This is a genomic window from Enterobacter cloacae complex sp. HYC033_NIDB (genome assembly GCF_056673335.1).
Genome location: NZ_CP115123.1, coordinates 3,797,280 through 3,815,957, shown reverse-complemented (window position 1 = coordinate 3,815,957; position 18,678 = coordinate 3,797,280). Strand labels below are relative to the sequence as shown.

The 18,678-nt window shown below is 55.7% G+C and carries 15 protein-coding genes and 2 tRNA genes; 9 read left to right on the top strand and 8 right to left on the bottom strand.

Translation table 11 applies throughout. The features are described from left to right. The first annotated feature begins 2 nt into the window (after window positions 1–2). The 3 genes from O1721_RS18380 to O1721_RS18370 all read left to right on the top strand — a co-directional run bounded on the left by O1721_RS18380 (window position 3) and on the right by O1721_RS18370 (window position 2,562). On the top strand, window positions 3–932 hold the full coding sequence (locus O1721_RS18380) for a LysR substrate-binding domain-containing protein (protein ID WP_023294990.1): 930 nt from the start codon (window positions 3–5) through the stop codon (window positions 930–932). Window positions 933–1,151: 219 nt separating this feature from the next. Next, window positions 1,152–1,214: a membrane protein YoeI gene (gene yoeI, locus O1721_RS18375; RefSeq protein WP_099458931.1), complete on the top strand. Its 63-nt coding sequence runs from the start codon at window positions 1,152–1,154 to the stop codon at window positions 1,212–1,214. Next, window positions 1,204–2,562 carry an APC family permease gene (locus O1721_RS18370; protein ID WP_006811203.1) on the top strand — a complete coding sequence of 453 codons (1,359 nt, stop codon included), beginning with the start codon at window positions 1,204–1,206 and terminating at the stop codon, window positions 2,560–2,562. Before yoeI ends, O1721_RS18370 begins: the two co-directional genes overlap by 11 nt. Window positions 2,563–2,683: 121 nt before the next feature. Here the strand turns inward: O1721_RS18370 and sbcB are convergent, their stop codons facing one another. After that, window positions 2,684–4,120 carry an exodeoxyribonuclease I gene (gene sbcB, locus O1721_RS18365; protein ID WP_152818594.1) on the bottom strand — a complete coding sequence of 479 codons (1,437 nt, stop codon included), beginning with the start codon at window positions 4,118–4,120 and terminating at the stop codon, window positions 2,684–2,686. Window positions 4,121–4,311: 191 nt separating this feature from the next. Here sbcB and dacD point away from each other — a divergent pair, with 191 nt between their 5' ends. The 4 genes from dacD (at window position 4,312) to O1721_RS18345 (ending at window position 7,709) form a co-directional block, all read left to right on the top strand. Beyond that, window positions 4,312–5,484: a serine-type D-Ala-D-Ala carboxypeptidase DacD gene (gene dacD / locus O1721_RS18360; RefSeq protein ID WP_139152761.1), complete on the top strand. Its 1,173-nt coding sequence runs from the start codon at window positions 4,312–4,314 to the stop codon at window positions 5,482–5,484. Between the two features lie 118 nt (window positions 5,485–5,602). Next, entirely contained in the window at window positions 5,603–6,076 is a 474-nt protein-coding gene (sbmC, locus tag O1721_RS18355) for a DNA gyrase inhibitor SbmC (RefSeq protein WP_032648854.1), read from the top strand. A gap of 91 nt (window positions 6,077–6,167) precedes the next feature. Then, window positions 6,168–7,226 carry an FUSC family protein gene (locus O1721_RS18350; RefSeq protein ID WP_003859506.1) on the top strand — a complete coding sequence of 353 codons (1,059 nt, stop codon included), beginning with the start codon at window positions 6,168–6,170 and terminating at the stop codon, window positions 7,224–7,226. Window positions 7,227–7,373: 147 nt separating this feature from the next. After that, window positions 7,374–7,709 (top strand): DUF496 family protein, encoded by a 336-nt coding sequence (locus tag O1721_RS18345; RefSeq protein WP_000450410.1) that lies wholly within the window; start codon window positions 7,374–7,376, stop codon window positions 7,707–7,709. Between the two features lie 146 nt (window positions 7,710–7,855). Here O1721_RS18345 and O1721_RS18340 read toward each other — a convergent pair. After that, window positions 7,856–7,931: transfer RNA gene (locus tag O1721_RS18340), tRNA-Asn, on the bottom strand. Window positions 7,932–8,034: 103 nt separating this feature from the next. Beyond that, window positions 8,035–9,453, bottom strand: a complete 1,419-nt coding sequence (emmdR, locus tag O1721_RS18335; RefSeq protein ID WP_023294986.1) for a multidrug efflux MATE transporter EmmdR — start codon at window positions 9,451–9,453, stop codon at window positions 8,035–8,037. 226 nt (window positions 9,454–9,679) lie between these two features. On the opposite strand from emmdR, the gene O1721_RS18330 reads away from it, so the two are divergent. Then, window positions 9,680–9,755: transfer RNA gene (locus O1721_RS18330), tRNA-Asn, on the top strand. Between the two features lie 119 nt (window positions 9,756–9,874). On the opposite strand, the gene O1721_RS18325 is transcribed toward O1721_RS18330, so the two are convergent. Together O1721_RS18325 and shiA are read right to left on the bottom strand one after the other, a co-directional pair. Next, a complete protein-coding gene (locus O1721_RS18325; RefSeq protein WP_015572404.1) occupies window positions 9,875–11,329 on the bottom strand; it encodes an AMP nucleosidase in 1,455 nt (484 codons plus the stop codon). A gap of 76 nt (window positions 11,330–11,405) precedes the next feature. Continuing rightward, on the bottom strand, window positions 11,406–12,722 hold the full coding sequence (shiA, locus tag O1721_RS18320; RefSeq protein WP_032648852.1) for a shikimate transporter: 1,317 nt from the start codon (window positions 12,720–12,722) through the stop codon (window positions 11,406–11,408). Window positions 12,723–12,978: 256 nt separating this feature from the next. Between shiA and pagP the strand changes: the two genes are divergently transcribed. Continuing rightward, on the top strand, window positions 12,979–13,554 hold the full coding sequence (gene pagP, locus O1721_RS18315; RefSeq protein WP_032648850.1) for a lipid IV(A) palmitoyltransferase PagP: 576 nt from the start codon (window positions 12,979–12,981) through the stop codon (window positions 13,552–13,554). On the opposite strand, the gene O1721_RS18310 is transcribed toward pagP, so the two are convergent. From O1721_RS18310 to O1721_RS18300, 3 genes are read right to left on the bottom strand one after another with little or no spacing between them, the layout of a single operon-like run. Beyond that, complete coding sequence (locus O1721_RS18310) at window positions 13,551–14,516, bottom strand: acyltransferase (protein WP_045324936.1); 966 nt, start codon at window positions 14,514–14,516, stop codon at window positions 13,551–13,553. The two genes, pagP and O1721_RS18310, sit on opposite strands and share 4 nt — an antisense overlap. After that, window positions 14,513–17,575 (bottom strand): efflux RND transporter permease subunit, encoded by a 3,063-nt coding sequence (locus tag O1721_RS18305; protein WP_032648845.1) that lies wholly within the window; start codon window positions 17,573–17,575, stop codon window positions 14,513–14,515. Before O1721_RS18305 ends, O1721_RS18310 begins: the two co-directional genes overlap by 4 nt. Then, window positions 17,575–18,660, bottom strand: coding sequence for an efflux RND transporter periplasmic adaptor subunit (locus O1721_RS18300; RefSeq protein WP_022648590.1), 1,086 nt, complete (start codon window positions 18,658–18,660; stop codon window positions 17,575–17,577). Before O1721_RS18300 ends, O1721_RS18305 begins: the two co-directional genes overlap by 1 nt. Window positions 18,661–18,678: the final 18 nt, after the last annotated feature.

Here is an 18,678-nt window from a genome sequence, read left to right as displayed (position 1 = left end):
AGATGAAACCGCTGCTGGATGTTCTTGTTATTCTGGATGCGCTGGAAAAAGAGGGGAGCTTTGCCGCCGCCTCGGCGAAGCTCTATAAAACCCCTTCGGCTCTGAGCTACACCGTGCAAAAGCTCGAGAGCGATCTTAATATCCAAATCCTTGACCGCACCGGGCATCGCGCGCGTTTCACCCGTACAGGGCAGATGCTGCTGGAAAAAGGGCGTGACGTGCTGCATACGGTGCGCGAGCTGGAAAAACAGGCCGTCAAACTTCACCAGGGCTGGGAAAATGAGCTGGTGATTGGGGTTGATGATACATTCCCTTTCTCCCTGCTTACCCCGCTTATTGAGGCGTTCTATCAGCGCCACAGCGTCACCCGGCTGGTTTTTATCAATGGCGTGCTGGGCGGTTCCTGGGAGGCCCTGACGCAGGGCAGGGCGGATATCATCGTTGGCGCGCTGCATGAGCCTCCCCAGTTGAGCGAATTTGGTTTTGCGCGGCTCGGCGTTCTGGAGCAGGTTTTTGCCGTTGCGCCTCATCACCCGCTGGCGAATGAACCGGAGCCTGTTACCCGACGCGTCATTAAAAACTATCGTGCCATTGTGGTTGGAGACAGTTCTCGCCCCGAGTGCGGCATTTCATCGCAGCTGCTGGATGAGCAGGAGGCCATCACCGTTTTTGATTTCAAAACCAAGCTGGAGCTGCAAATAAGCGGCCTGGGGTGCGGTTACCTTCCCCGTTATTTAGCGCAGCGGTTTATTAACAGCGGAGCGCTGGTGGAAAAACAGGTTTTAGCGCAAAGCAGTAACGAATCGGTATGGGTAGGCTGGAATGAACAGACCGCCGGGCTTGCCAGCGCCTGGTGGCGAGACGAAATTTTAGCAAATAGTGCTATCGCTACAGTTTACACTCAGGCAGGTGATGGGAAATCAATCAGTTAGTAAAATTAATTTATGGGCAGGTTTCTCAATGTATTGCCTTTTGTATCTGGAATAGGGCAAAATGCCGCCGCTGCAAACAAATGAATAATCGACGATATAAAAGGCGTCGGTTATTTTTTTTTGCATGTACGAAACGAAACTAAAAACCAAGAGGCCGGGCTTCGTACCGGATAGATATTTACTAAAATCCGACAGTTGTTGTCGCTGAGGAAGAAAGAAATGGGGCAATTTTTCGCTTACGTGGCGGTTATCACCGTAAAGGAGAATAACTATGTCGCATAACGCAACTCCAAACACCTCTCGCGTGGAATTACGTAAAACGCTTACGTTGATTCCGGTTGTTATGATGGGCCTTGCCTATATGCAACCGATGACGCTGTTCGATACATTCGGTATCGTATCAGGCCTTACTGACGGTCACGTTGCAACGGCGTACGCCTTTGCGCTGGTCGCCATCCTCTTTACAGCGCTGAGCTACGGTAAACTGGTTCGCCGTTTCCCGTCCGCAGGCTCTGCGTACACCTATGCTCAGAAATCCATTAGCCCGGCGGTTGGCTTTATGGTGGGCTGGTCATCACTGCTGGACTACCTGTTCATGCCGATGATCAACATTCTGCTGGCAAAAATTTACTTCGAAGCGCTGGTGCCTTCCGTGCCGTCGTGGATCTTCGTTGTGGCGCTGGTGGCCTTTATGACCATCTCTAACCTGCGCAGCATCAAGACCGTGGCTAACTTCAACACCCTGATTGTGATCCTTCAGATGGGGATTGTTGCGGTTATCGTTGGGCTGATCATCTACGGCGTTTCCCACGGGGAAGGCGCAGGTACGCTGACCAGCACCCGTCCGTTCTGGTCTGAAGGCGCGCACGTAGTGCCGATGATCACCGGTGCGACTATCCTGTGCTTCTCGTTCCTGGGCTTCGACGGTATCTCTTCTCTGTCTGAAGAGACCAAAGACGCTGAGCGCGTGATCCCGAAAGCGATTTTCCTGACCGCGCTGATTGGCGGCCTGATCTTCATTGGTGCGTCTTACTTCTTACAGCTGTACTTCCCGGATATCTCTCGCTTTAAAGATCCGGATGCATCACAGCCTGAAATTATGCTGTACGTGGCGGGTAAAACCTTCCAGTGGGGCGTGCTGATCTTCTCCAGCGTCACCGTACTGGCTTCCGGTATGGCTGCGCACGCGGGCGTTTCTCGTCTGATGTACGTGATGGGCCGTGACGGTGTGTTCCCAACCCGCTTCTTCGGTTACGTGCATCCTAAATGGCGTACCCCGGCGTGGAACGTGCTGCTGGTGGGCGCTATTGCCCTGCTGGCGATTAAATTCGACCTGGTAACGGCCACGGCGCTGATTAACTTTGGTGCGCTGGTGGCGTTCACCTTCGTTAACCTCTCCGTGATTTCGCAGTTCTGGATCCGTGAGAAGCGCAACAAGACGCTGAAGGACCACATCAACTATCTGGTGCTGCCAGTGTGTGGTGCCCTGACGGTGGGCGCCCTGTGGATCAACCTGGAAGAGAGCTCAATGGTTCTGGGTCTGATCTGGGGTGCAATCGGTCTGATTTACCTGGCTTGCGTGACCAGAAGCTTCCGCAACCCGGTTCCTCAGTACGAAGACGTCGCGTAAGACTGTGTCGGGTGACGGCTATGCTCAACCCGACCTACAGTTTCGTAGGCCGGGTAAGCGTTAGCGCCACCCGGCAAAAAAAAGCCGGAGACATCGCCTCCGGCTTTTTTGTACCCGCTACTCAGACAATTTCTTGCGCATACTGGAACAGCGCTTTCAGCAGCGCCTGCTTCTCAGCATTCCCTTCATACTGACCGTAAAGCATCTCCAGCTCCTGGGCGTAGCTATTAAGAAACTCCGGCGTAAACACGTTGCGCCGATGCTGTAACCAGCGTTCCTGCTCTGCTTCATCCAGCGTGCCGGGATAGTTGCGCGCGCGATAATTAAACATCAGCTTCTCAATGCGCTTATCTGCGAAGGTGATATCCAGCGCGGGCAGGTTACGCGGGTCAGTTTGCAGCACGATATTCATCGCCGCGCGATCGGCGTCGCTGAAGAAGCCGTTATAAAGCTGCGCATCCACATTCTCAGACGGCACGAACGGCTCTGCTTCGGCAAAAATGGCGACGACTTTCTCGCGCACATGCGGGTTGTCGCGCAGCACTTTCAGGTTATCGAGGCAGTGCTGACGGTTAATCCCCAGCCGGTCGGCGTCTTCCGGGCGCAGCGTGTTGGCCTGCGCCAGCACCGGGCACTTATTGATGTGCACCAGTTTTACCGGTACGGCTGGCAGGTCACCCAGCGCCTCTTTCGGCGTATAGAGCCGTTCACGTAAGGTGTCGCTGTCGAGCTCAAGCAGCGGGGAGATATCTCCGGCGAGATCCACCATGATGACGGCGTTACGGTTGTCCGGATGCCAGGCAAGCGGCGCCACCCAGCTTGTATTCCCGCGCCACGCACTGAACATCCCTGAAATATGCACCAGCGGTTTCATCTGCGGCACGTCAATTAGCGTCATCAGCTTTTGCTTGCTGCGATGGCTCAACAGATACTCAAACAGGCGCGGCTGCGCGGTTTTTACAAGTTTCGCCATAGCGATGGTCGCGTAAACGTCTGCCATCGCGTCGTGGGCGTTGCTGTGCTCAATGCCGTTGGCCCGCGTCAGGTGCTCGAGCCTGAAGCTCGGCAAGCCGTCGTCGTTCTCCGGCCAGTTAATCCCCTCCGGGCGCAGCGCATAGCAGGCGCGCATGATATCCAGCAAATCCCAGCGTGAATTACGGTTCTGCCAGCTCCAGGCATACGGATCGTAGAAGTTGCGGTAGAAGATATTGCGCGTCACTTCATCGTCAAAACGGATGTTGTTATAACCCAACACGCAGGTATTGGGCACCGTGAACAGGTCGTGGATGCGACGGGCAAATTCTGCTTCGCTAACGCCTTTATCCCGCGCTTCCTGAGGCGTGATGCCCGTTACCATCACCGCGCCCGGCTGCGGCAGATAGTCATCGGCGGGCTTACAGTAAAACACCTCGGGTTCGCCAATGACGTTAAATTCGTCATCGGTTCGGATAGCCGCAAACTGCGCCGGTCGGTCCAGCGCCGGATGGGTGCCAAAGGTTTCGTAATCGTGGAACAAAAAAGTCGGGCGCGCGGCAGAGTCAGACACCAGTAATCTCATCCTGTTAAAAATTGACTTCTCTATGGTAAACGATTGGGGTGAGCAGTCCGAATAAAAAGCACCGTCAGGCAAGAAATTTGCGAGATTTGTTCCGAAAAAATCTGCGTGCTGTCACATTTTTTTGCAATTAAGGCAGGTAACGACATCAGAACTCCCGTAAAAAGGTCATCGATTTTTACTGACCTGAGGATATACCGTTGAAACGCCGTCTGTTTATTGCTGTTTCTTTACTCGTTTCGAGTATTTCATCCGCGCTGGCTGCCGAGCCGCTGGATTTTTCACCTCAGCCGCCTGCCATCCAGGCTGGCTCCTGGGTATTGATGGATTACACCACGGGTCAAATCTTAACGGCGGGCAACGAACATCAGCAGCGTAATCCGGCGAGCCTGACCAAACTGATGACGGGGTACGTTGTCGATCGTGCCATTGATAGCCACCGCATCAGCCCCGATGACATTGTGACGGTCGGACGTGACGCATGGGCAAAAGGCAATCCGGTCTTTGACGGTTCGTCGCTGATGTTTCTGAAGGAGGGCGATCGGGTTTCCGTGCGCGATCTCAGCCGCGGCCTGATTGTTGATTCCGGCAATGACGCCTGCGTGGCGCTGGCGGATCACGTGGCGGGCGGTCAGCCGCAGTTCGTCAGGATGATGAATGACTACGTTGAAAAGCTGAACCTGCGCGATACCCACTTCGAAACCGTACACGGGCTGGATGCACCGGGTCAGCACAGCTCCGCTTACGATCTCGCCGTGCTTTCCCGGGCCATCATTCACGGCGAGCCTGAGTTCTATCACATGTACAGCGAAAAGAGCCTGACCTGGAACGGCATCACCCAGCAGAACCGCAACGGCCTGCTGTGGGATAAGACCATGAACGTGGATGGCCTGAAAACGGGTCACACCTCGGGCGCGGGCTTTAACCTGATTGCCTCCGCGGTGGACGGTCAGCGTCGACTGATTGCTGTGGTGATGGGGGCAGACAGCCCGAAAGGACGTGAAGATCAGGCGCGCAAGCTGCTGCACTGGGGACAGCAAAATTTTGATACGGTGCAGATCCTGCATAACGGTAAAAAAGTGGGAACCGAGCGCATCTGGTACGGCGATAAAGAGCAGATCGCGCTGGGCACGGATCAGGACTTCTGGCTGGCATTACCCAAATCGGAAGTGCCGAACATCAAGGCGAAATACGTGATGGATAAAAAAGAGCTGGAAGCGCCGATCGCCGCGCATCAGCGGGTAGGGGAGATCCAGCTGTACGATCGTGACAAGGTGGTCGCGCACTGGCCATTGGTTACGCTGGAAAGCGTTGAAAAGGGCGGCCTTTTCTCCCGTATTGGCGATTATCTGCATCATAAACTCTGACCTTTTTGGGCAGACTGGCAGTGTTGCGAGTCTGCTCACATAATAAACACTCCTGGTTTGCCGTTAATCTCGATTCTGCTTTACAGTGTATATATATACAGTAATGAACGGAGGCAGCATGGACTACAGCATCAGGCAGCAACAGAAACGTACGATCGCTGGCTTTCATCTCGTGGGGCCGTGGGAAAAGACGGTCAAGCAGGGATTTGAACAGCTGGTCATGTGGGTAGACGGGCGTCATATTCAGCCGCAGGAGTGGGTGGCCGTTTATTATGACAATCCGGATGACGTGCCGGCAGAAAAGCTCCGCTGCGTTACCGCCGTAACGGTAACGGACGATTTCACTATTCCTGAAAACAGCGAAGGGGTGATGATGACCGAAATTGCTGCCGGAGAGTATGCTATTGCCGCCGCGCGCGTCGAAAATCATGATTTCGCCACTCCATGGTATCAGTTCTTCAACTCCCTGCTGCAAGACAACAAATTCCAGATTGCACCAAAACCCTGCTTCGAACGTTATCTTAACGATGGCAATGCTGACGGCTACTGGGATATTGAGATGTTTGTACCGGTAGAGCACAAAGTGGGATAATCCTGCGGAATGCAGGGTTTTTCAGCCGGGCGCGATCCACCCGGCTGAAAACACAGTACAATTGTGGTTTGCCGTAGAGCTGGAGACGGGTGTGCGCCCCGACAAGTCATTAACCCCTTTTGAAATTCGGTTATACAAACATTATCGCGTGGTGCACGGTTGCCGCATTGCGCTGGCGTTTGTGTTGACCTTCGTACTGGTTCGTCTGCTGGATATCCCGGAAGGGACGTGGCCGCTGATCACGCTGGTGGTGGTGATGGGGCCGATCTCATTCTGGGGGAACGTGGTCCCGCGCGCTTTCGAACGCATAGGCGGCACCGTTTTAGGCTCAGCGCTTGGGCTTATCGCCCTGAAGCTGGAGCTGATTTCGTTTCCGTTCATGTTGCTGTGGTGCGCGGTGGCGATGTTTCTTTGCGGGTGGCTTGCCCTTGGCAAGAAACCGTATCAGGCGCTGCTGATTGGCATTACGCTCGCGGTTGTGGTCGGCGCACCGGCGGGCGATATGACCACCGCATTGTGGCGAAGCGGGGACGTGATCCTCGGCTCGTTGCTCGCCATGCTGTTTACCGGCATCTGGCCGCAGCGCGCCTTCCTGCACTGGCGCATTCAGATGGCAAACTACGTCACGGCATTTAACCGGGTCTACCAGGCCGGGTTTTCGCCGAATCTGATTGAGCGCCCGCGTCTGGAAAAGCACCTGCAAAAAATCCTCAATGATGTGGTCAAAATGCGCGGGTTGATTACCCCGGCAAGCAAAGAAACCCATATCCAGAAAGCCATTTTTGAAGCTATTCAGACGGTCAGCCGTAATCTGGTCTGTATGCTTGAACTGCAAATCAATGCCCACTGGGCCTCACGCCCCAGCCATCTTCTGATGCTCAACGCGCATACGCTGAAAGAGACGCAGCAGATGACGCAACAAACCCTGCTGACCATCGCCCATGCGCTATATGAAGGTAACCCACAGCCGATACGGGCGAACAGCGAGCGGCTGAACGAAATCGTCGCCGAGCTTAAACAGCTGATGAATGAGCGCCAGGGAGACAATGTGGCGGAAACGCCCATCCATGGTTATGTCTGGCTGAGTATGGAGCTGGCGCGACAGCTGGAGTTGTTATCGCAGCTGATTTGCCGGGCACTGCGCAAATAAAAAGCGTATGTGATGCCTGCTGCTTCGATTCAGCAACAATTAGGGTTATGATGGTTTTAAACGATATACTCATTGTCATTCGCAGCCGCTGTCTGTTAAAACGGTTGCTTTAACGAATCCGAATCTCACATTATCAGGGGTGTAAAAATGGAAACTACCAAGCCTTCGTTCCAGGATGTTCTGGAGTTCGTCCGCCTGTTCCGCCGCAAAAACAAGCTACAGCGCGAAATCCAGGACGTAGAGAAGAAGATCCGTGACAACCAGAAACGTGTCCTGCTGCTGGACAACCTGAGCGACTACATCAAGCCAGGTATGAGCGTTGAAGCTATTCAGGGCATCATCGCCAGCATGAAGAGCGATTATGAAGATCGCGTTGATGACTACATCATCAAAAACGCTGAGCTGTCCAAAGAGCGTCGCGACATCTCCAAGAAGCTGAAAGTGATGGGCGAAATCAAAAACGTCGACGCTAAAGGCGAGTAATCGCACACTCTGTTGCCCGGTGACGCTGCGCTTACCGGGCCTACAGGACTGTTATCACGTAGGTCGGGTAAGGTGAAGCCGCCACCCGACAATTTCACGAACGCAAAAAAGCAAAAAGCCTGCTCTAAAAGCAGGCTTTTTAAATTTGGCTCCTCTGACTGGACTCGAACCAGTGACATACGGATTAACAGTCCGCCGTTCTACCGACTGAACTACAGAGGAATCGTGTGAACGGGGCGCATATTATCGATGCGCCCTGAGGATGTCAAAGGGTGAATGCAGATTTTCAATCGTTTGCCGATTTATTCTCCACTTCGCACATTTGTCAGGCACTTGCCGTTTCCGAAACCTCCTGCTCCGGTTTTTTTCGCGGATATTTCCACAGCCAGCGCCCGCTCACCATGCGCCAGTAGAACAGCGCCCCGCGCACGGCCCAGTCAAGGAACATCCCCAGCCAGACGCCGACAACGCCCATACCCAACATTACCCCCAGCGTGTAGCCCGCCACAACGCGACAGCCCCACATGCCGAGCATGGAGACCCACATCGCAAACCGGGCATCGCGCGCCCCTTTCAGCCCGGCAGGAAGTACCCAGGACGCGGCCCAAATTGGCATAAACGCCGCGTTGAGCCAAATGAGCACCTTCACGACCTCTTTCACGTCATTTTCATGCGTATAGAACGAGGCCATCAGCCCGGCAAAAGGCGCAGTTCCCCACGCAATCGCCGTCAGTCCAATAGTTGAAAGCCAGAAGACGTGCCGAAGTTGCCGTTCCGCCTGCCCTATCTGCCCCTTTCCGAGGCGTCTGCCGGTGATGATCGTCGACGCCGACCCCAGCGCGTTTCCCGGCAGGTTAATGAGCGAGGCGATGGAGAAGGCAATAAAGTTGCCGGCGATGACGTCCGTTCCCATCCCGGCAACAAACATCTGCGTCAGCAGTTTCCCACCGTTAAACAACACGGATTCGATGCTGGCCGGAATCCCGATCCCCATCACTTCCCAGATAATGGCGAAGTTAAGCGGACGGAAATAGCTTTTCAGCGTCAGGCGCAGCGATGGCGTAATTCCCGCCATCAGTACGCCAATTATCGCCGCCGCACCAATATAGCGGGAAATGGTTAGCCCCAAACCCGCGCCGACAAAGCCCAGCCCCTCCCAGGAAAAGACGCCGTAAATCAAAACGCTGCTGATAATGATATTCAGGATGTTCATGCCGCCGTTGATCAGCAGCGGAATTTTGGTATTTCCTGCTCCACGAAGCGCACCGCTACCAATCAGCGCGATGGCAGCCGCCGGATAACTCAGCACCGTCATTTCCAGGTAGGTGAGAGCCAGATCCTTCACCTCGCTGGTCGCTTCTCCCGCGACAATGTCGATAATTTCTTTGCCGTAATAATGGATAACCGCCGCAAGGATGATCGAAAAGAGGGTCATGATCATTAGCGACTGTCTGGCCGCTTCGCGGGCACGCTTCGGATCAAGCTTGCCCAGGCTAAACGCCACCACCACCGTCGTACCGAGATCGATAGCGGCAAAGAAGGACATCACAACCATGTTGAAACTATCCGCCAGCCCTACCCCGGCCATGGCTTCTTTACCGAGCCAGCTCACCAGAAAGGTGCTCAGCACCCCCATTAGCAGGACGCAGGTATTCTCCAGGAAAATAGGCACGGCAAGGGGGGTGATTTCACGCCAGAACAGAACTCGATAGCTCTTACGTTTTGCATACCAGGGCGTGCGCATAATCGCCTGGCGTAGGGGTGCGGTGACGTTCAAAATGGACCTTAGCGAGAAAGTTGAAACTCCATTTCAAATGATGGGGCAGAAATGCGTATCCTGCAAAGTATTTTCCATAAAATTATGTTTGGATTTACAACAAAATGACGACAGAATCATCAAACAAACGCTTTTGCCTGAGATCAGGTTTGACAAAAGTTTTTTCGCCGCTAAGATAAGCCTCCACAACGATTCCTCTGTAGTTCAGTCGGTAGAACGGCGGACTGTTAATCCGTATGTCACTGGTTCGAGTCCAGTCAGAGGAGCCAAATTTAAAAAGCCTGCTTTTAAAGCAGGCTTTTTGCTTTTCTGCGTTCGTGAAATTGTCGGGTGGCGCTCCGCTTACCCGACCTACGGAATCCCAGGCCGGGTGAGTGGGTCCTTGTTATCAGCGGAACGGTGGCTCATTGAAGGTGCGCAGCTTGCGGGAATGCAGTTTGTCGCCCTCTGCACGCAGTAAATCGATGGCGCGAATGCCAATCTGAAGATGCTCTGAGATCGCCCCTTCGTAAAAACGGTTCGCCTGGCCCGGCAGTTTGATCTCGCCGTGCAGCGGTTTATCGGACACGCACAGCAGCGTGCCGTAAGGGACGCGGAAGCGGTAGCCCTGGGCGGCAATGGTGGCGCTTTCCATATCGATTGCGACCGCACGGCTGAGGTTGAAACGCAGGGCGGAGGCGGAATAGCGCAGCTCCCAGTTACGATCGTCGGTGGTGACGACCGTACCGGTACGCAGGCGCTGCTTCACCTCTTCACCCGGCATGCCGCTCACCTCTTTAGTGGCGTCGTACAGGGCGCGCTGCACTTCAGCGATACTCGGGATAGGAATATCCGGCGGCAGAACCGCGTCAAGGACATGGTCGTCACGCAGATAAGCGTGGGCGAGGACGTAATCGCCAATCAGCTGGCTTTCACGCAGGCCGCCGCAGTGGCCGATCATCAGCCAGACGTCCGGGCGCAGTACCGCCAGATGGTCGCAGATGGTTTTCGCATTCGACGGGCCAACGCCGATGTTAATCAGCGTAATGCCCTGACCGTCGGCGGTGATCAGGTGCCAGGCTGGCATCTGGTGCTTTTTCCACGCCAGATCGGAGATGGCCTCTTCCGGTGCTTCGGTTTCGGCGGTGATCCAGATCCCGCCCGCGCACGAGAGGGCGATGTAAGGGCTGTCCGGATCGAGGATCTGGCTACAGCCCCAGCGGACAAATTCGTCCACATAGCGGGTGTAGTTGGTAAACAGCACGAACGGCTGGAAATGTTCGGCTGGGGTGCCGGTGTAGTGGCGCAGGCGTGCCAGCGAGAAATCGACACGGCGGGCATCAAAGTGCGACAGCGGTGAAAACTCTGCCGGGTGATAGATCCCGTCCGCCGTCTCATCGCCAATCTGCGACAGCTCAGTGGTGGGGAAGTGGCGGGTCAGCCCCGCGCTCATGGAGCGATCCAGCGTCAGCGCCGAGCCGTCTATCACGTACGGGTAAGGGATCTCGTGCAGGGACGGCTCAACGCTGATATGCGCGCCGTAATCCTGATACAGCAGGGTAAGCTGCTCTTCCAGATAGGGGCGGAACAGCGCTGGTCGCGTGATGGTCGTGCTGTAACAGCCGGAGTGGGTGAAACGCGCATAGGCGCGGGTTTTTGGATTGCTGCTGGCGCTGCCGTCCCAGGTGACAGAGAGCGATGGATAAACAAAAAGGCCCTGGGTTCTGGCCTTTTCATCGGGAAGTTTCCCTGTTTCGATATAGTCACTGATGGCGCTGCGCAGTGCATTGACGGACTGTTCATACAGCGCGTCGAGTTTTTCCAGCGCCTGAGCCGGGGTCAGGCTGGAGCCCTTATTATTCATGTCTGTCTCCTTGTTCCACAGGTGTGCGGCTTTACCCGATAGTATGTCACACGCCTGTGAAACAAAAGTGAGGAGATCAGCTGTGCGCGGTTTCCTTCATCAACAGGGCGGTGGCGGCAGAAAGCAGGCAACCCGCCAGCAGATAAATCGCCACGCTATGCCAGTTACCGCCGGAGAACGTTACCAGCGCGGCGGCGATAAACGGCGTAAACCCGCCGCCGACCACGCTCGCCACCTGATACCCCACGCCCGCGCCGCTGTAACGGTAGCTTGCGCCAAACAGCTCGGTAAACATCGGCTGCTGCACGCAGACCACCATATCGTGAGCGATGTTCGCAAGCATGATCGCGAAGAAGACAATCCAGAAGACCGACTGTGCCTCCAGCGCCATAAAGAACGGCCAGGCGCTGAGTGTGCCGATGAGCGCCCCGGTGATATACACCCGTCGACGGCCAAAGCGATCCGCCAGCCAGGCGAAGCAGGGGATGGTCAGGCAGCTGATCCCGCCCACCACCAGGCCAATATTCAGGAACAATTCCCGCGGCAGGCCGAGGTTTTGCGTGGAGTAGTTCAGGGCAAAGGCGGTGACGATATACATCGTCAGCAGTTCGCACAGGCGCAGGGCGATGATTTTCAGAAAAGCGCCAGGGTGCTGCACCAGCGCTTCCATCACCGGCAGCCGTTTTTTCGCGACCGGTTTTTCACGCTGCTGCCGCTCAAACTCAGCTGACTCTTCCATGCCGTTACGGATCCACAGGGCCACCACGACCAGCACAATGCTGAAGATAAACGGAATACGCCAGCCCCAGCTCAGGAACTGCTCGTCTGTCGTGAGCTGGCTTATTAGCGACACCAGGCCCGTGGAGAGCAGCAGACCCACGCCATAACCCACCTGCACGCCGCTGCTGTAAAACGCTTTCTTGTTCTTCGGCGCGCTTTCCACGGACAGCAATGCCGCGCCGCCCCATTCACCGCCGACGGCAAAGCCCTGAATAGCGCGCAGCGTCACCAGCAACACCGGAGCCCACCAGCCAATCGAGGCAAAGGAGGGCAAAATACCGATCAGCGCGGTGGCAATGCCCATCATCCAGACGGTGAGCATCAGCATACGTTTCCGGCCAAGGCGGTCACCGAAGTGGCCGAAAATTACCCCACCCAGCGGACGAAACAGAAAACCGACGCCGAAGGTGGCAAACGCAGCAAGCGTGCCCATGGCGGGGCTGATCTGGGGAAAGAATTCACGGTTAAAGACCAGCGCAGCGGTAATACCGTAGAGCAGAAAGTCATACCAGTCGACGACGGCGCCTGCGAAGCTACCTAAAGCGGCGCGGCGGGCGCGGTTAAGCGAAGGTGTCTCCTCGTTGCGGCGAGCGGAGATAAGGGTGGAGTCCATAGTTGTCCTGTCTGTACTGATTTTTAATTATTGGTATAAGAAAAGGTCACTCACATCACGGCCGTCATATTGACGGAATGTATGAGACTACCGCGACAGGCGGCCTGAGAAAACGTTTTTATCTTTCCTGAAAGCGCAGAATAAATAAATTTCATCTTATCGGGCGACAACATAAATCAGCCTGTTTGGCTCCGGTTAGGGCTGAATGGTTTACAGTAATAACGATCGCTGCGTGACGTAAGCTGAGGGTATAACAATGCAACGCCTCTTCCCTGCACTGTGGGTAGTCCTGTTTTTAGTCGTATCTCCGCTGCATGCGGAGCCGAAAGTCTATGGCGAACAGCGTATTCACCGCTGGTGGGATGCAGTAACGGACGATATTGCGCAAACCTGGGAACAGCCGGATCGTTACGATCTCTACCTTCCGTTTCTGAGCTGGCATGCTCGATTCATGTATGACAAAGAGAAAACCGACAATTACAACGAAATGCCGTGGGGCGGGGGGCTGGGCGTGTCCCGCTACAACGACGAGGGCAACTGGAGCGCGCTCTTTGCCATGATGTTCAAAGATTCACATAACGAATGGCAGCCTGCGATGGGCTACGGCTGGGAGAAAGGCTGGTATCTGGATAACGCAAAAGATTTCCGTCTGGGGCTGGGGGCCGCTGCGGGGATCACGGCACGCGACGACTTTGCCAACTATGTCCCGCTGCCGTTTATCTTCCCGCTTTTCTCTGCCGGATATAAGCGCGTCACCGGCCAGTTCACCTATATTCCCGGGACCTACAACAACGGCAACGTGCTGTTTGCCTGGCTGCGCCTGGGCTTTTAGAGGGTGATCACTTTTTTGGCCACTGCGTTGGACAGGATCAGCAGCGAAAACAGGACCGACGTAACAAACGTAATCACAATCAGAGCAAGTTTGGTGCTCAGGGACGTCACCGGAATGAGCGCGGTCAGCAGGTGAAACACCGAGTAGTGCATAATATAGACCCCGGTCATGGTTTTGCTAATGGCGGCCAGCACGGACTCTTTAAACTCCGCATTGCGGCGAAACCGCACGCCGTTGGCCGCAATCACCAGGGCAATAATCATAATGTAGATTTGCGATCCGGTGAGGATAAAGGCGTTTCTGTCTGCTTTAAATAGCGCAAAAAAGAAGTGCCGCTCGTAAAACCACGTGAAGAGATAAATAAACGGTATGGCAATCACCGCTGCCCTGACCACATTTTTGCGGCCGATCCACGCCGCGATCTGCGGATCGCAAAAGAGCTGCCCCGTCAGATAAAACAGCAGCCACGTCCACAGGCGATACTGCGGCGACAATGAAAGGACATGGGCATCAGGATAGAGGGCTGACAGTAAATCGTACCCGTATGAGAAAAGCAGCAGGGTGGCAATGACCCCGCAAAAGAGCGTTCGTCGCTGGCTGAGCCACTCCACCACCGGGTGAAACGTGTAAATCACGATAAACGCGAACACGAACCAGGGCTGGATCAGATATCCGCGCTGATAGGGCTCCCACAGGTAGTAAATCGTTACCCAGAACAGAAAGACGATCACCAGGCTTTTGATCTTATCCAGCTGCCAGCGCGTGCCGTGTCGGGATTGCCCGTCCAGATACCCTGCAACCACAAAAAATAACGGCGTGGCGATGGTCGAAATGAAGGTTAAAAAACCGAGGATCCAGTGATAGTCATAATCGTAATGATCCCAGGTGTTGTAGATGGTGAAAAAGGTAACCGCCGTCATACACCCCAGCGTCTTGATGATATTCAGCCCTGTCGCATTCATTGTTGTTCAGCTTTGTCCTTACGATGGAAACACGCGTAAATTACGGGGAGTACCAGCAGCGTCAGGATTGTAGCAAACCCAAGCCCAAACATAATCACAACGGCCATGCTCTGGAAGAACACATCCAGCAGCAGAGGGGCGAGGCCGAGTACGGTCGTAAAGGCGGTGAGCAGGATGGGACGCAGGCGCGACGTGGCGGCGTACACGATCGCACTGTGCTGATCCTGCTGCGCTTTCTGCTGTTCTATCTCTTCCACCAGCACAATGCCGTTGCGGATCAGCATCCCGCTCAGGCTCAACAGGCCAATCAACGCCATAAAGCCAAAAGGGATGCCGGTAATTAAAAACCCCGGCGTCACGCCGATCAGCGCCAGCGGCACGGTCAGCCAGATGGCGACGGCGTTTTTCACCGAACTGAACATCAGCACCGTGATCACAAACATCACCAGATAGCCGAGCGGCAGCGTGGTAAATAGCCCCTGCTGCGCTTCGCTGGAGTTCTCCGCGTCACCGCCCCACTCAATGCTGTAGCCGTGGGGCAGGGGCAGGGCATCAATTTGCGGCTTCACGCGGGCGAGAATATCGCCGGAGGTTTGCTGGCTTAGCGGGTCAGGGTCGGTCTGCACGGTCAGCACGCGGGAGCGGTCACGGCGAAGGATCAGCGGATCTTCCCACTCCAGCGCGAAGCCGCTGATGACGTTGCTCAGCGGAATATACTGCTGCCGGGTCTGGCTCCAGACCAGAACGTTATTCAGGTGATTGGCGTCCAGCCGCTCGCTTTCCGGCGGGCGCACCACCACGGGCAACAGGTCGCTGCCTTCTCTGTACAGTCCTGCCCGACTGCCGGAGAAATTCATCTCCAGTGCGTTATCGACGTCCTGCTTATCCACGCCAAGCTCACGTCCCAGCGCGGTGACGTACTGCGGGCGGAGCACTTTGCTGCGATTTTGCCAGTCGTTCCTGACGCTGTCTGTCGCCGGATCGCGCGTAAGGATGTTGTCTACCTGGCTGGCGATCAGACGCAGCCTGTCCGGATCGGGGCCTTTAATACGTATTTCAATGGCGCTGTCGCCGGAGGGGCCAAACATCACCCGCTTCGTGCTGGCGTTAACCTGCGGATAGTTCCGTGCGATGTACTCATCAACGTGGCGGGTCAGGGCGGGGATGTTACGCTGGTCGTCCATTCTCACCATAATTTGCGCATAGTTGCTGTACTGCCGCTGTCCGCTGTAGGTCAAAATAAATCGCATACTTCCCTGACCAATCGTCGAGACCGTAGTTTCCACGCCTGGCTGGCCGTTAATGGTTTTCTCGATATCACCGGTCATCTTCTCGGTCCAGTTAATGTCGGTACCGTAAGGGAGCCAGAGGTCGACAAAGAAAATTGGCGTACTGGAGGAGGGGAAGAAGTTCTGCCGCACCGAGCCAAAGCCCCAGATGGCGGCGGCCAGCAGTGCGGCCATCACTACCAGCGTTGGCGCTTTACGCCGTAACAGCGCGTTGAGCACACCCTGATAGATCCGATAGATGCGTTTGTCATAGGGATCCGTTTCATCGGCCTTTGGCGGTGCAGCATCTCGTTTAAACAGCCACCACTTAATCAGCACTGGCGTAATGGTGAGGGCTGAGAACCAGCTCAGCATGAGCGAAATCAGCAGGACCTGAAACAGCGACTTACAGTATTCGCCGGTGGAATCCTGTGACAGCCCGACGGGCGCAAAGGCCAGGATGGCGATGACCGTTGCACCCAGCAGCGGCAGCGCAGAACGGCGAATAATGTCGCTAATGGCGTTCATCAGGGACGAGCCCTGCTGCCGGGCTACCAGTACCCCTTCGACAATAACAATGGCATTGTCGACCAGCATGCTGAGGGCGATGATCAGCGCACCCAGTGAAATGCGCTGTAGTTCAATACCCCAGAGATACATGATCAGCAGCGTGCCCAGCACGTTGAGGGCGAGGGAAAAGGCAATAATGATCCCGCTGCGTAAGCCCATAAAGATCAACAACACGCCGATGACAATCGCCAGCGCCATCAGGAAGTTAATGATAAATCCGTTAACGGAATGCCCGACCTCCGCCGCCTGATCGTAAAACAGGTCGATATGGATACCTGCCGGTTTCTCGGCTGACATCTGCTCTAGCTTCGCCTCCAGGGCATGTCCCACGTCGATCACGTTAACGCCGGGGATAAAGGAGACGCCCATGGTGACGGCTTTTCTGCCGTTGGCATGGTAGATGCTGGCAGGGGACGCATCCAGCCCGCGTGACAGGGTGGCAATATCCCGTAAGCGGGTAGCCGCCCCAACGCCGGGCGGGGTCACGATGAGATCGGCCAACTCGTCAATACTTTCGAATTCACCGGTAGGATGCAGACGAATTGACTCGGTACCGGAGGGGATCTCTCCCGCGCTGGAGACCACGTTCAGCCTGCTGAGCTGGGCAGAAAGCTGGTTCAGCGTTATCCCGCGCGCGGCCATTTTGCTCAGAGAAATGTCCACGTTAATCTGCTGAGTGAGGGCTCCGCCGATGGCCACTTTGCCCACGCCTGGCACGAGGACCAACTCCCGGCGCAGCTGCTCGGCATACCGGACCAGTTCCGGATTGCTGAATTCATCTCCGGAAATGGCAAAGAAAAAGCCGAACACATCGCCAAAATCGTCATTCACAAACGGGGTCACTACGCCGGGTGGAAACTGTCTGGCGGCATCTCCCACCCGGCGACGCAGTTCATCCCAGATTTGCGGCAGTGCATTTGAGTGGTAGCGCGAGGCTATATTGACCGTGATCTGCGACAGGCCGCTGGAGGAGATGGAGCTGACGTTATCCAGATAAGGTAACTGCTGAAGCGCATTTTCCAGCGGCAGGGTGACCTCTTCCTCAACCTGCTGCGCCGACGCGCCCGGATAATGGGTGATCACCACCGCCGTTTTGATGGTAAACGCCGGATCTTCCAGTCTGCCAATGTTCAACAGGGCAATAATGCCGCCTACGCCCAGCAGCAAAATAGTCAGCCAGACGCGAACCGGGTTGCAGATAAACTGACGAGAGATATCCATTACAGTCCCCGTTCACGCGTCCAGATACGTACCGGCTGGTTGGGATGTAGCTCCCCAACGCCTGCGGCCACCACGCGTTCACCGGCCTTAAGCCCACCGACGATGACGACCCCCTCAGCGCTGACTTGCCCCACGCTGACCTTACGATCTTCAAGGTGCAACGTATCGCCTTCGCCCGTCACCACCCAGACATGTGGCTCATTGCGCGGGCGGTTATCCGGGTTAAAGACCGCTTCAACCGGCACTACCAGCGCCTCACTGCCCACGCCCGCCGGAAGGTTGGTTAAATTGATGGTGACCGTTCCGCTGACGCCGCCCACGACGGGAAAATCATCCGGGCGGGGCATGGTTAAAATCACCTGCCAGGTCAATGTGTTGCTGTCGCTACTGCCTGAGTGCTCTTTGTACACAGCGGTAAACTCGCGACCGGGCAGGGCGTTGATCCTCACTACCGGTTTGTACTGCGCATTGCGAATATCGAAGGTGTTAAACAGGTTCTCTGGAAGGCTGAACACCACGTCCAGCAGATCGGTACGGGTCAAAGTGACGACGGGCTGGCCGGCGGAGACGACCTGATGATTTCGCACATGGACGCTGGCCGCTGTCCCGCTAAAGGGGGCGACGAGCGTCATCTGGCTTAATTCTTCGCGCGCAATCTGTAGCGCGGCGTTTGCTGAATCACGGTTGGCGCGCTGGACATCCATCTCGGCTTTCGACACGGCCTGGCGTCCCGCCAGCGTCTGGAAGCGGTCGAATTGCCTCTGCGCCAGGGTCGCCGCCGTTTGCCTGTCGTTCAGACGCTGCCGGGCTTCGCGATCGTTAAGACTGGCGAGCCGTTGCCCCTGTTTGACAACGGCACCCTGGCGAATGTCCAGGGTCTCAATCTGCCCGGCTCGTTTGAACGCGAGATCCGTGGCGTCGCCGGATTCAATACGGGCGGGAAACACGCGCTGCTGCGCGTTGCCGGCCTTGACCACCTCTGCGACTTTTACCATTTTCGGCAGGGGCGCGGCGCGGTCGGGTTTCGGATCGCACGCCGTCAGCAGCAATAAAACAGCAGGCAGAAGAGAGAGGTAGCGCTTCACAGTATTCCCCTGATAATA